Raw genomic sequence first — 13488 nt, forward strand, 5'->3', positions numbered from 1 at the left:
CTAGGACGGCGGTGTGAAGCTGGGCCACGTCGACGGCTGCTGCGGGGGACCGCCCGGCGGGACCGACTGCGGGTGCAGGCGCAGCAGCTCGCGGCGGTGACGCTCGGCGAGGACGGCGGAGAGCACCATGGCCGGTGGGGCGCCCGGCGGCGGTGGCGGCGAAATCTGAGCGACCACCTCGGTGGCGATCCGATAGGCCATCTCGTCGCGCACCTGCGGCTGCAGCTGCGGGGCGCGCGCGAGGAATTGGCGTGCCAGCTCGGCCTGGCCGGGGCGCAGCCCCGACAACTCGAGCGCTGACGCCCACGACGCCAACTGCGGCGGCATCACCGGCGGCGGTGCCATCTTTGGTGCGCGTTCGCTGATCACCACGGTGCCGGCGAAGATGTCGCCGATACGCTTTCCCTTCGAGGAGAGCAGACTGCAGATCACGGCCGGACCGCCGGTGAGCATCCAGATCTCGATGGCCCCGGCCAGGGCGCGGAACAGCGCCTGGCGAAAACGCTCCGGGCTGCCGTCGTCGGACACCACCCGCAAACCCATCACCATCTTGCCCAGCGTGCGACCCCGGGTGACGGTCTCGAAAATCACCGGATAGCCCACCAGCGCCAGCACCGTGAAGATGAGAAGGACGGAAGCCGAGAACGCCTCGTCCATCTCCGAGAGCGTCAGCGCCCACAACACCACACCGAGGACGTAGACCAGCAACACCACGATGACGTCGATCAGCACCGACAGCGCCCGCACCGGTAACTGGGCGATCTGGATGTCCAGAACCACCGCGTCGCCCGTCACCACGGGCTGTTGCTGGCCGACCATGCTCGCCACGCTACTAAAATCCAGCTGATGGATGTCGACGCGTTCGTTCAGGCGAACCGACCGTCATGGGACCGGCTCGAGCACCTGGTCAAGAACCGTCGAAAGCTGAACGGAGCCGAGGTCGACGAACTCGTCGACCTGTACCAGCGGGTCTCGACCCATCTGTCGATGGTGCGGTCGGCGTCCTCGGACGGCGTGCTGGTGGGCAAGCTGTCGGCTCTGGTGGCCAGGGCCCGCGCCGTGGTCAGCGGCGCGCACGCGCCCCTGCGGCAGGAGTTCGCACGGTTCTGGACCGTGTCGTTCCCCGTCGTCGCCTACCGCGCGTGGCGGTGGTGGCTGGGGTCGGCGGTGGCGTTCTTCCTCGTGGCCGCGGTGATCGGCGTGTGGGTGGCGACCCACCCCGAGGTGCAGGCCACGGTCGGCACGCCGGCCGAGATAGCGCAACTGGTCAACCACGACTTCGCCGACTACTACAGCGAGCATCCGGCCGGGTCGTTCGCGCTGCAGGTCTGGGTGAACAACGCGTGGGTGGCCGCGCAGTGCATCGGGTTCTCGATCCTGCTGGGCATCCCGATTCCGTACGTCCTGTTCCAGAACTCGGCCAACCTGGGCGTGAGCGGTGGTCTGATGTTCGCGGCCGACAAGGGCGATGTGTTCCTGGGCCTGCTGACGCCGCACGGGCTGATCGAGCTGACCGCGGTGTTCCTGGCCGCCGGGGTCGGCATGCGGCTGGGCTGGACGGTGGTGGCCCCGGGTGACCGCCCGCGCGGGCAAGTGCTGGCAGAGCAGGGCCGCGCGGTCATCGCCGTGGCCGGCGGGTTGGTGGCGGTGCTGCTGGTCGCCGGGGTGATCGAGGCGTTCGTGACGCCGTCAGGGTTGCCGACGTTCGTGCGCATCGCGATCGGCGTCGCCGCGGAGCTCGCGTTCATCGGTTATGTCGTGCACTTCGGTCGCAAGGCCGCGGCGGTCGGGGAGACGGGCGACATCGACAACGCGCCCGACGTGGTGCCGACGGGCTGAGTTTCTTCCGCGAGCAGACGCAAACTCGCGTTCTTTCGGCCCGCGGCGTGCGACTTTGTGTCTGCTCGGCGGTCAACCGGTGTAGCCGCCGCGGGCGAGGTGGGCCAGGAGCCGGTCCGCCATGAGCTCGGGGCGCAGGCGGACGTCGGTCACGATGATCGGGATGACTGTCCACCCCGTGCGCTGGATCCCGGCGAACCGCTCCTTGTCCCGCAACATCTCCTCGCGGCCCGCATGCCACTCGATGCTCTCGTACTCCGCCGCAACCCCGTAGTCAGGCCAGGCGAAGTCCACTCGCCACCGCTGGCCCTCGTCGCCCTCGATGACGTACTGAAGCTCCGGTACCGGTACGCCCCGATCGAGCATGGCCAGGCGGGCTTCGCTCTCCAGCGCCGATTCGGCGCGGCCGTCCGCGAACGGAAGAAGGCTCCGCACGGCCACGATCCCGCGCCGACCCCATTGCTCACGCACCGCTTTCACGAGGTCGGCAGGACCGCAGAGCCCTGAGTGCAGCGCGGCGTCGAGCGTGGCCAAAGCCCGGGGACGCTTGAGCTGACGTGCAACTTCGACAGCTGTCCACGCGGGCGCCGTGGCCAGTCGACCCTGCACGATGTTCAGCGGCGCGCCGAGCCTCTGATGGACCATCAAGCCGATCGCCGGCCGCACCCGCCTGCCGGGGTCGAGCACGTGGACAGCCGATATGGCCTCGGTATCGAAGCCGTAGAGCCAGGCGGCCGTGCCCAGACACGCGACCGCGCGCTGGCCGAGGTACACGTCCAGCGCCGCGAGCCGGCCGAAATAGTCCGGCGGGTGGCGAGCGTAGACGCCGTGCCAGACACGGATCAGCTCGCCGCGTCGGACCCGCACATCGAGTTGTTGACGGGTCATGACGCTCAGCAATTCGCGGGTGGCGACGTAGCCGGCGTTGGGATCGAAAAGCTCGGTGACTGCGAGTTGCATGAGCGAAATCGTCACGCCCGCAGCGCGGCTCGCCGATACACAATCTGCTCCGGCTGGGGATCAACCCCCGTCTGTGGACAACGCGACGGTTTGGCGAGCAGACAGAAACTCGCGCGATCACGGCTGAAAGCGTGCGAGTTTGTGTCTGCTCGCGAAGGGAGAAGCGTTACAGGCGGCCGGCGGCCTTCATCGCCAGATAGTGGTCGGCCAGCTCAGGAGCCAGGTCGTCCGGAGCCGCGTCGACCACCTCGACGCCGTGGCTCCGCAACCGCGATGCCACGTCGCGCCGATCGTTGCGCGCCCGCTCGGCAGCCGCCGCGTCGTACACCGCCACCGCATCCGAGCGTCCGGCCGCGAGCGCGTCGACCCGCGGGTCGGCCACCGCTGCGAGCACCACCCGATGCTTGGCGGTCAACGACGGCAGCACGCTCATCAACCCCTCGTCGATCGCCGACGCGTTCAGGTCGGTCAGCAACACCACCAGTGCACTGCGCCGCACCCGCCGCTGGATCGCGGCGACCATCGCGCGCGGATCCGACTCCACCAACGCCGGTTCCAACGGCGCCATCGCATCGACCAGTCGGGCCAGCAGATCGGTCCGCCCGGCGTTGAACACCCCGGCGCGCGTGGTTCGGTCGTGAGCCAGGAAGTCGACGTGGTCGCCGGCGCGGGCGGCCAGTGCCGCCAGCAGCAGCGCCGCGTCCATCGACCAGTCCAGCCGCGGCCAGCCGCCCTGACCGGCCTCCCCGGGCCGGGTCGGGTCGACACCGACGCGCCCGGCCGAGGTGCGGCCGGTGTCGAGCACGATCACCACCCGGCGGTCCCGTTCGGGACGCCACGTGCGCACCACCACGTCGGCCCGGCGTGCGGTGGCCCGCCAGTCGATCGAGCGGACGTCGTCGCCGACGACATACTCACGCAGCGAATCGAATTCGGTGCCCTGTCCGCGGATCAGCACCGGTGTCATGCCTTCCAGCTCCCGCAGCCGAGCCAGCCGCGACGGCAGGTGCTTCCGGGACAGGAACGGCGGCAAGATCCGGATCTGCCACGGAACCCGGTGCGACGCCTGCCGGCCCGCCAAGCCCATGGGCCCGATCGAGCGCGCAGTCACCAACGCCGAGACCTGATCGCCGCGACGCACCGGGTTCAGCTGCGTCTGCACCGTCACGCGTTGGCCGGCCGCAAGATCGACCCCATGCCGGCGGGGCTGCGCGCACGCGCTGGGTGCCCAGGCGTCGCGCACGGCGCCGCGGAACCGGAGCCGGCTGCCGTTGGTCACCTCCAACACCGCGGCGACGGGCTGGCCCAGCCGCGCCGAGGTCTGGCCGCTGCGGGTCAGCGTCAACCCGCGCGGACTGGCCGCGAGCGCGACATCCACCACCACAGCGACGGCCAGCGCGGCCAGCAGCACCGCGAACGTCGCCGCCGGACTGGGGGAGACCACCACCGGCACCGCGCACAGCAGTGCGATCAGTGCGGCGCGATCGGTCAAAACCATTGGGAGTGAACCTATCTCGGTACCGGCACCGCGGCGAGAATGCCCTCCAGCACGCTGTCGGCGCCGGCGCCTTCGAGCTCGGCCTCCGGGCGCAGCCCGATGCGATGCCGCAGTGTGGGCCGCGCCATCGCCTTCACGTCGTCGGGGGTCACGTAGTTGCGTCCGGACAGCCACGCCCACGAGCGCGCGGTGGCCAACAATGCGGTGGCGCCGCGCGGTGACACCCCGAGCTGCAGCGACGGCGAATGCCGTGTGGCGCCGACGATGTCGACGATGTAGCCGAGGATCTCGTTGGCCACCAACACCTGCTGTACCGCCTCGCGGCCCGCCGTCAACTCCGCGGGCCCGGCCACCGGCTGCACCGTCGACAGATTGCGCGGGTCGAAGCCACGGGCATGCCGGTCCAGGATCGCGATCTCCTGATCACGCGGCGGCAGCGGCACATTGAGCTTGAGCAGGAACCGGTCCAGCTGCGCTTCGGGCAGCTGGTAGGTGCCCTCGTACTCGATCGGGTTCTGGGTGGCGGCCACGATGAACGGATCGGGCAGCGGCCGGGGGACACCGTCCACACTCACCTGGCGTTCCTCCATCGCCTCGAGCAGTGCGGCCTGCGTTTTCGGTGGGGTCCGGTTGATCTCGTCGGCCAGCATCAGGTTGGTGAACACCGGTCCGGCACGGAACTCGAACTCGGCGGTCCGCGCGTCGTAGACCAGCGACCCGGTGACATCACCGGGCATCAGGTCGGGCGTGAACTGCACCCGCTTGAACTCCAGCCGCAGCGCCGCCGCCAACGTCCGCACCAACAGCGTCTTGGCCACGCCCGGAACACCTTCGAGCAGCACGTGGCCACGGCACAGCAGCGCGACGACCAGTCCGCTGACCACGGCGTCCTGCCCGACGACCACCTTGCCGATCTCGTTGCGCAATGCCATCAGCGCGGTGCGGGCGGCTTCGTGAGTGGGGGGCTGCGTCACGACTGTGCGACCTGCCTTTCGATGTCGTCGAGTGCGCGGGCCAAGTTCACCAAGTCGGTGTCACTGACCGGCGCGGTCCCGTAGAGCGTATGAGAGATGGCCTGGGCATCGCCGCCGCAGCGCTGCGCGACGGCATGAACGACGGCGGTCGGAGCCGCACCCGGATGCAGACCCAGGCGAGGCATCATGCGTTGCAGTGCGGCCGTGCGCAACGCGGCGGCCGCGCGGTTGCGGGCTCGGCGGGACCGGTAGAGCCGACCGCGGCCTTCCACGGTCTCCGAGGCGCGCACCACGACAGGCAGCTGTTCGGGCACCAGCGGTCCGAGTCGGCGTCCACGCCAGAGCGCCAGCAGCACGACCACCACGACCAACTGCCACACCAGCCAATGCACCTGCGACGGGATCAGGTCGAATATTGAAGCATCGCCGCGGCTTTCGCTGCCCTCGCTGCTCTGCGGCGCATACCAGATCATCCGCTGATGCGTACCGGTGAGATTCAGGGCCAGCGCCGCGTTGCCCTCGTCGAGCAGGCCCTCGTTCGTCACGAACGACGCGCTGCCGACCACGGTAACCGTGCGGCCGTCGTCGTCTCGGTAACGTGCCAGGACACCGTCGTAACAGCGCGTCACCGGTGTGTTGTCCACAGCCTCATAGGAATCCGCGGCGTCGAACGCGACGGTGCCGGCCCGGGTCGCCTCGCGGAGGTCGCAGTCCGGCGCGAGACCCCCGAACTCGACCGATTCGGTGCGACGCAGCTGCGGGGCGAGCTGCTCCCGCGTCTTGCCGATCGGCTCGAGCACCAACCGATCGCCGGGCACCTCGGCCAGCCGGCGCAGCTGCTCGTCGTCGAACAGATGGAATGTCTGCGCCGCGACCAGCAGGGTGTCGGGACGGGCGGCACGTTCGACATCGGCGACGGTGTCGGCCACCACGACCGTGACACCCTGGTCGCGTAGCAGCGCGATCAGCGCGTGCGCGCCCTCGGCCGACGTCGCCCCGGCGTCAAGGCGCCCGCCCGGGCGGGCCGCGGTCGCGAAGACGGTCAGCGCCGCTACGGCCACGACGACCACCAGCGCGAACACCACCCAGCGGGCGGCGCGCACCCGTTGGCGCACCGTCGGGCCCACCGCCGTCGACGTCTGCGTCATCGCACCGGCGCCCAGGGCTGCGGTGCGTCGGGCGACGCACCGGGGGCCGAGACCTTCGCCCCGGCCAGGTCGTCGTCGAGCGCGGCGACCATCGCGTACTGGTCCGACGAACCGGGGCGCTGCCCGTAGGTGATGTCGTTGAAAGCCCTTGCGGCCGCGATGAATCGGTCCGACATCGGTGGCAGCAGGACGCCCGCCGCCGACGCGAGCTCGGTGGCGGTGCGGCCGGGATTCGGCTCGAGCACACCGTTCTCCTCGAGCCGGCGCGCCACCGCGCGCACCCGGTGCCGGACGGCGGCAGACCAGTCTTTCTCGGCGGCATGACGTTCGGCGATGGCCCGATGCTCCGCCGCGCTGAGCACAGCGTCGCCGAACAACGTGACCTCGGAGCTGCGCTCGGTGCCCATCGCCCGCCGCGCGACGCGGATCGCCACCGCGACGGCCACGACAGCCAGAAGCACCAGCACCACCACGGTGACCCAGCCACCCGGGATGTCGGCGGCACCGGCAGCCAGCCGGTACAACAGCTCGTCGAACCAGGCGAGGAGACGGTCGGTCAGCGACGGCTTGGGATAGATCAGCTTGTCCAGTTCCTGCTGCGCGGCATCGCGCGCGTCGTCGCGGTCGAGGTCTACAGGAGCCACGTCACCGCCGGCCGGTCAACCACAGATCGTCGGTGGAGTCGGGCCGCGCGGCGGGGTCCACCGCGGCGCCGGTCTGCAACACCAGGTCGAACGCCTCGGAGCGGATGCGCCGATCGGCGTACTGCAGCACCACCACACCGGCGTTGAACGGCCCGGTGATGATCTGGCCGACCGCACTGCCCACAGCGATCAGCACGAGCGCGACCATCGCGGCGGTGGCCGAGACCGTGGTGCTGAACAGGAGCTGGCCACCGAAGGTGAACGGGATGGACACCGCGACCGCGACGATCTGAGCCACCACCATCGCCAGCAGCCGGATGCCGAACACCCGCCAGAAGTCCCCTTTGACCAGGGTGAACGACCGCCTGATCGAGGAGATGACATCGCGCCGTTCGAGCACGATCACCACCGGTGCGAAGGTGATCATCACCGCGACGTAGACGATCAGCCCCAGCGTCACCAGCCCCAACGGCAACCCGACCGACAACGCCGCCCAGCCGTTGGCCGCCTGCGCGACCACCGCGACGACCACGACGAACGCGCCGAGCGCCAGAAGCGTCGCCAACAGGGTCAGCACCGCGAAACCGATCAGCGCCCAGAGCCGCGGCCGCAGCCGCTGCCACGCCTCACCGATCGAGATGCCCGCACCGAACACCGAACGGCCGATGACCACCGTCAACAAGCCGCTCAGCAGGATGGTCGACAAGCCCGTCGCCACCGAGGCCGCCGCGCTCGACGCGATCGACGCCAGGTTGGCACCGCTGGTCGCGATCAACGATCCGGCGTCCGCGTCGCTTTCCAGGGACTCGGAAAAGGCCAGCGGCCACACCGAAAGCGCCAGCCCCAGCAGCTGCGTGACGACCACGACGATGGTGGTGAGCCCGAGGGTGGCTTTGGGGTTGGCCCGCATGGACGCGATCGCCCCGTTGAAGATGTCGGCCAGTACCAGTGGACGCAGCGGCACGATGCCCGGCTTGAGCGCCGGCGGCGGTCCGTAGCCGGGGGGCGGATAACCGGGGGCACCATAGGCGGGCGGACCGTAGCCCGGCGGACCGTATCCCGGCGGCGGGTAGCCGTAGCCGGGCGGCGGATAGGCGGGTGGGACGCCAGGGGCCGGGCCGCCCGATGGGCGGTGTCCGCCGGCGTCGTTGGTCATGGCACCCATCTTGTCGAGCACCGGGAGAAATGACAACGCGGTGACCTTGACCCCCGACCCGTTTCGCATCGGGGCACGCGGGTACTAGCCTCCCATGACCCGATTCGGCTACACGTTGATGACCGAACAGAGCGGTCCCAAAGACCTTGTCCGCTACGCGGTTTCGGCCGAGGACGCCGGATTCGACTTCGAGGTGTCCAGCGACCACTACTTCCCGTGGCTGGCGTCGCAGGGGCACGCACCGTACGCGTGGTCGGTGCTCGGCGCCGTCGCGCACGCCACCGAGCGTGTCGAGCTGATGACCTACGTGACCTGCCCGACCATCCGCTACCACCCCGCGGTCGTGGCGCAGAAAGCCGCGACGCTGCAGATCCTGGCAGACGGCAGGTTCACCCTCGGTCTGGGCAGCGGCGAGAACCTCAACGAACACGTCGTCGGGCAACGGTGGCCGACGGTGGCGCGCCGGCACGAGATGCTGCGCGAGGCCATCCAGATCATCCGCGAGCTGCACACCGGCGAGATGGTCGACTGGAAAGGCGAGTACTACGAGGTTGACTCGGCGCGGATCTGGGACCTGCCCGACGTGCCGGTCCCGATCGCGACGGCGGTCTCCGGGGAGCGGTCCATCGAGCGCTTCGCGCCGCTGGCCGACCACCTCATCGCCGTCGAACCCGACAAGGGCATCGTCGATGCCTGGCATGAGACGCGCCGGGCCACCGGTCTGCCCGGCGACGTCCGGGTGATCGGACAGATCCCGATCTGCTGGGATCCGGACCGCGAGGCGGCCGTCGCGCGCGCCCACGACCAGTTCCGCTGGTTCGCCGGCGGATGGGCGGTCAACTCCGACCTGCCGACCACAGCCGGATTCGACGGCGCCACCCAGTTCGTGCGCCCGGAGGACACCGCCGACTCCATCCCGTGTGGACCCGACCTCGACGCGATTGTCGAGGCCGTACGCAAATACTGGGAAGCCGGCTTCACCGACATCGCTCTGGTGCAGGTGGGCGGCGAGAGCCAAGATGAGTTTCTCAGCAAGGCAGCAGGGCCGCTGCTGGACAAACTGCGCAGCGCCGCCGGATGAAAGGGTGTCGATGACACGGGGCAAAGGCATCTACGACGACGAGGACGACTCCGAGGCCTCGGCGAAGACACGCAGCGAGGACCCTGACCGCATCGAGGAGAAGACCCCCGACGTGGACTCGGGCTCCGGCGAACCCACCGCCTGAGAGCCACGATGGACGTCCCGACATGGGTGTGGGGCCTGACGATCGCGTTCATCGTCGGACTGCTCGCGTTCGACTTCTTCTTCCACGTCCGCAAGGCCCATGTCCCGACGCTGCGGGAGGCCGCGGTGTGGTCGGCGCTCTACGTGGGCATCGCGATCGCCTTCGGTCTCGGGGTGCTGGTTTTCGGTGGCGGCAAGGCGGGGTCGGAGTACTTCGCCGGGTACATCACCGAGAAGGCGCTGTCGGTCGACAACCTGTTCGTCTTCCTGGTCATCATCGCCAGCTTCCGGGTGCCGCGCGAAGACCAGCAGAAGGTGCTGCTGTTCGGCATCGTGTTCGCGTTGATCGCCCGTACCGGTTTCATCTTCCTGGGCGCGGCGCTGATCAACACGTTCGCGTGGGTGTTCTACGTGTTCGGGCTGATCCTGCTGCTCACGGCCGGCAACCTGCTCAAGTCCGAACGCGACGACGACGACCGCGAAGCCGACAACTTCGTCATCAGGCTGGCCAAGAAGTTCATCCGCACCACGGAGCACTACGACGGCGACAAGCTGGTGACCGTCGTGGACGGCAAGCGCATGCTCACGCCGATGCTGCTGGTCATGGTCGCCATCGGCGGCACCGACATCCTGTTCGCGCTGGATTCGGTTCCTGCGATCTTCGGCCTCACCCAGGATGTGTACCTGGTGTTCACCGCGACTGCGTTCTCCCTACTCGGGTTGCGGCAGCTGTACTTCCTGATCGACGGTCTGCTCGACAGGTTGGTCTATCTCTCCTACGGGCTGGCGACGATCCTCGGGTTCATCGGCGTGAAGCTGATCCTGCATGCCCTGCACGAGAACAACGTGCCGTTCATCAACGACGGCGAGCACGTCCCGGTGGTCGAGGTCAGCACCTCGATGTCGCTGATCGTGATCCTGGGCGTACTGGCCGTCACCGTGCTGGCCTCGTTGCTCAGCCCGAAAGGCAAGGCCCAGACCGCGATCCGCAACGCACGCCGCCACGCGAAGGCGTACCTCGATTCGGAATACACCAAGGACCCGGCCGAACGTGAACGCATCTTCGATGCCCTGCTCAGGGAGCGCGACCAGATTCTCGAGTTGGGCCCCAAGTACCGGCAGATGGTGCGCGACGAGAAAGCGCTGACCGACCTGCTCGACCGCGCCGCCGCCAAACACGACGAAGCCGTCGACCGCGGCCAGGCCGAGCCGTTCACACCAAAAGGATTGACGTAGAACCGGATTCGCTGCCCCGCCCGGTGTGCAGACGCTTCACGGCGGCGGCGGCGGCGGCGCCGGCGGTGGCGCCGGTGGCGGTGGTGGCGGCGCCGGTGGTGGCGGCGGAGGCGGGCCCCACGGCAAGACGATCGGCGGCAGGCCGGGGACCTGGATGACGTTGGGAGGTGGGGGCGGCGGCGCCGCGGGTGCTGCCGCCGGCGGCGGCGCGCTGGGCGGCGGTGGCGGCCGGTAGACCGGTGGGGGGATGCCGTTGCTGGTGAGTATCGTCACGATCGACCCCGGGATGGTCTTACCTCGCGGGCTCGTGCCCAGGATGGTGCCCCTCGTAGAGGTGCTGTTCACCGACGTCGGCTGCGCGGCGACCTGAAACCCGTTGTCAGTCAACTTCTTCCGCGCCGCATCCAGCTTGAGTCCGGTCACGTCGGGCACCTCGCCTCTGGGGCTGCCCTCGACATAGAGCGGATCGGTGGGCGGCATGGCCACCGGACCGAAGTCCTCGGCGATCGGTTTCATCGCCTGGTACCAGGTGCGGGCCGGTTCGGTTCCGCCGTAGAGGTCGCCGTCACCGCACTTGCGTAGCGGGTACGAACACAGACCCGACGGTGACGGGGAGTCGTCGAAGATGTAGTTCGCGGCGGCGTACCGATTCGTGAAGCCCAGGAACCCCGAGGACCGGTGCGACTCCGTCGTGCCGGTCTTGCCCGACATCGGCAGGTCCCACCCGACCGTTCCCGCCGCGCTGGTGGCCGTTCCGCCGGTATGGTCCTTGCCCAGCGCATTGGCCAACGTGTTGGCCAGCCCCTCGGGTACGACCTGCTCGCAGGCCGCAGTGTTGAGCGGCACCTCGTCGCCATGGCGGTCGAAGACCTTGGCGATCGGGCTCGGGGGACACCACATGCCGCCAGATGCCAACGTCGCGGCCACATTCGACAACTCCAGCGCGTTGAGCTCCAGCGGCCCGAGCGTGAAGGACCCCTGGTTCCGACGCTTCACGAAGTCAGCGAGGCTTTCGTTGCTGTCCGGGTCGTAGTCGCGAGCGGTCCCCGGCTCGGCGTACGAACGAAGCCCGAGCCGGACCGCCATGTCCACCGCACGAGGCACGCCGATCTGGGAGATCAACTTGGCGAACGCGGTGTTCGGCGATTTCGCCAGCGCCTCGGTCACGTCCATCTGTCCGGCGAACCCGGAGACGTTGCGCACACACCACGTCTTGCGCGGACAACCCGGTCCGGTGCTGTCGCCCAACCCGGTGGCCTGGAAGAACTGGGGCACATCGAGTTTGGTCTTGATGCCCATCCCCATCTCCAGCGCCGCGGCGGTGGTGAAGATCTTGAAGATGGAGCCGGCGCCGTCGCCGACGAGGGAGAACGGCTGCGGCTGCACGGTCTGACCGGCCCCGAGGTCCAACCCGTACGTGCGGTTGTCGGCCATCGCGACGACCTCGTGTGCCTCCTTGCCCGGTCTGATCACACTCATCACACTGGCCACGCCGGGTGCGCTCGGGTCGGCGACCTTGTCGATCGATGATTTGACGCTGCGCTGCACCTTCGGCTCGAGCGTTGTGCGGATCAGGTAGCCGTTGCGCGCGACGTCCTGCGGGCTCAGACCGGCCCGGGCCAGGTACTGAACCGCGTAATCGCAGAAGAAGGCGCGGTCACCCGCGGCAATGCAGCCCTGCGGAAGCTGGGCGGGCCGGGCAAGCACCCCCAGCGGCTGCGACTTGGCGGCGCGGAGTTCGTCGGCCCGGTCGGGCAGGTTTTCCATCATGGTGTTGAGCACCAGGTTTCGCCGTTGCAGGGCCGCATCGGGGTTGGTGTAGGGATCCAGTGACGCCGGTGACCGAACCATCCCGGCCAGAAGTGCTGCCTGCTGCCAGTTGAGGTCGACCGCGTCGATGCCGAAGTAGGTCTTCGCGGCATCCTGAACCCCGAATGCCCCGTTGCCGAACGACACCAGATTCAAGTAACGGGCCAAGATCTCGGACTTGGGCAGCGCCACATCCATGGCCAGGGCAGCCCGGATCTCGCGCAGCTTGCGAGCCGGGCTGATCTCGACGGCGGCGCGCCGCTCGGCGTTCGTCTTCGCCGTCACCAGCAGGTTGAAGTTCTTGGCGTATTGCTGCTCCAGAGTGGACCCGCCCCGGGGTGACTCGACGCCTTGCAGATATCCGGCCAGACCGGTGAGTGTGCCCTGCCAGTCGACACCGTTGTGGTCGGCGAATCGCTTGTCCTCGATCGCGACGATGGCCAACTTCACCGTGTCGGCGATGCGGTCGCTGGGCACGTGCCATCGACGCTGCTCGTAGAGCCACGCGATCGGATTCCCCTCGGTGTCGACCATCGTGGAGACGAGCGGGGCCTCGCCTTCGAGCAGGAGTCCGGATTCTTCGCTGGCCGAGTCGGAAATGCCCATCAGAGTGGATCCGACGCCTCCGACGAACGGGAACATCAGCGCGGCGACCAGCAGCCCGGCCAGCAGGCAACATCCTGCGAGTTGGGCGATGACAACCCGTTTTGCCCGACGGCTGTCGCGCATGGTGTCAGCTTATGGCGGCTCGCGGCGGCTGATGGGCGGATCGGTGCGGCCCGGCAAGATCACCACAAGAACAAGGCCCCGACCGGGAATCCGGTCAGGGCCTCTCCTTGTCACACGAGTCGGGGTGGCGGGATTCGAACCCACGACCTCTTCGTCCCGAACGAAGCACGCTACCAAGCTGCGCCACACCCCGCGTGAAGCCACGACAGCGTATCGCATCGGCGGCCGTTGAAGCCAAACGCCCACCCGCTGCGGAATGAATCCGGCCAC

12 protein-coding genes and 1 tRNA gene are annotated in these 13488 nt (G+C 68.8%); 4 read left to right on the plus strand and 9 right to left on the minus strand.

The features are described 5' to 3' along the window. A complete protein-coding gene (locus tag ACQI46_RS09070) occupies positions 1-819 on the minus strand; it encodes an RDD family protein (RefSeq protein WP_427093658.1) in 819 nt (272 codons plus the stop codon). A 27-nt stretch (positions 820-846) separates the two neighbouring features. On the opposite strand from ACQI46_RS09070, the gene ACQI46_RS09075 reads away from it, so the two are divergent. Then, complete coding sequence (locus ACQI46_RS09075; protein WP_427093659.1) at positions 847-1839, plus strand: stage II sporulation protein M; 993 nt, start codon at positions 847-849, stop codon at positions 1837-1839. A 72-nt stretch (positions 1840-1911) separates the two neighbouring features. On the opposite strand, the gene ACQI46_RS09080 is transcribed toward ACQI46_RS09075, so the two are convergent. The 6 genes from ACQI46_RS09080 to ACQI46_RS09105 form a co-directional block, all read right to left on the minus strand. Then, positions 1912-2799 carry a hypothetical protein gene (locus ACQI46_RS09080; RefSeq protein WP_427093660.1) on the minus strand — a complete coding sequence of 296 codons (888 nt, stop codon included), beginning with the start codon at positions 2797-2799 and terminating at the stop codon, positions 1912-1914. 166 nt (positions 2800-2965) lie between these two features. After that, positions 2966-4297 carry a DUF58 domain-containing protein gene (locus ACQI46_RS09085; protein WP_427093661.1) on the minus strand — a complete coding sequence of 444 codons (1332 nt, stop codon included), beginning with the start codon at positions 4295-4297 and terminating at the stop codon, positions 2966-2968. 11 nt (positions 4298-4308) lie between these two features. Then, positions 4309-5229 (minus strand): AAA family ATPase, encoded by a 921-nt coding sequence (locus ACQI46_RS09090; RefSeq protein WP_427093916.1) that lies wholly within the window; start codon positions 5227-5229, stop codon positions 4309-4311. Positions 5230-5267: 38 nt separating this feature from the next. Then, positions 5268-6419, minus strand: a complete 1152-nt coding sequence (locus ACQI46_RS09095) for a DUF4350 domain-containing protein (protein ID WP_427093662.1) — start codon at positions 6417-6419, stop codon at positions 5268-5270. Continuing rightward, complete coding sequence (locus ACQI46_RS09100; protein WP_427093663.1) at positions 6416-7063, minus strand: DUF4129 domain-containing protein; 648 nt, start codon at positions 7061-7063, stop codon at positions 6416-6418. Before ACQI46_RS09100 ends, ACQI46_RS09095 begins: the two co-directional genes overlap by 4 nt. 1 nt (position 7064) lies before the next feature. Beyond that, positions 7065-8228: a hypothetical protein gene (locus ACQI46_RS09105; protein WP_427093917.1), complete on the minus strand. Its 1164-nt coding sequence runs from the start codon at positions 8226-8228 to the stop codon at positions 7065-7067. An 85-nt stretch (positions 8229-8313) separates the two neighbouring features. Between ACQI46_RS09105 and ACQI46_RS09110 the strand changes: the two genes are divergently transcribed. From ACQI46_RS09110 to ACQI46_RS09120, 3 genes are read left to right on the plus strand one after another with little or no spacing between them, the layout of a single operon-like run. Continuing rightward, a complete protein-coding gene (locus ACQI46_RS09110; RefSeq protein ID WP_427093664.1) occupies positions 8314-9300 on the plus strand; it encodes an LLM class F420-dependent oxidoreductase in 987 nt (328 codons plus the stop codon). Between the two features lie 10 nt (positions 9301-9310). Continuing rightward, positions 9311-9445, plus strand: a complete 135-nt coding sequence (locus tag ACQI46_RS09115; protein ID WP_427093665.1) for a hypothetical protein — start codon at positions 9311-9313, stop codon at positions 9443-9445. Positions 9446-9453: 8 nt separating this feature from the next. Beyond that, the gene (locus ACQI46_RS09120; RefSeq protein ID WP_427093666.1) at positions 9454-10680 is read left to right on the plus strand and encodes a TerC family protein; all 1227 of its coding nucleotides are present in this window, start codon (positions 9454-9456) and stop codon (positions 10678-10680) included. Between the two features lie 36 nt (positions 10681-10716). Here the strand turns inward: ACQI46_RS09120 and ponA2 are convergent, their stop codons facing one another. Continuing rightward, a complete protein-coding gene (ponA2, locus tag ACQI46_RS09125) occupies positions 10717-13218 on the minus strand; it encodes a transglycosylase/D,D-transpeptidase PonA2 (protein ID WP_427093667.1) in 2502 nt (833 codons plus the stop codon). Between the two features lie 119 nt (positions 13219-13337). Further along, positions 13338-13411 (minus strand) — tRNA-Pro (locus ACQI46_RS09130). Positions 13412-13488: the final 77 nt, after the last annotated feature.

It is taken from the genome of Mycobacterium sp. SMC-4 (genome assembly GCF_050205565.1).
GTDB lineage: Bacteria > Actinomycetota > Actinomycetes > Mycobacteriales > Mycobacteriaceae > Mycobacterium.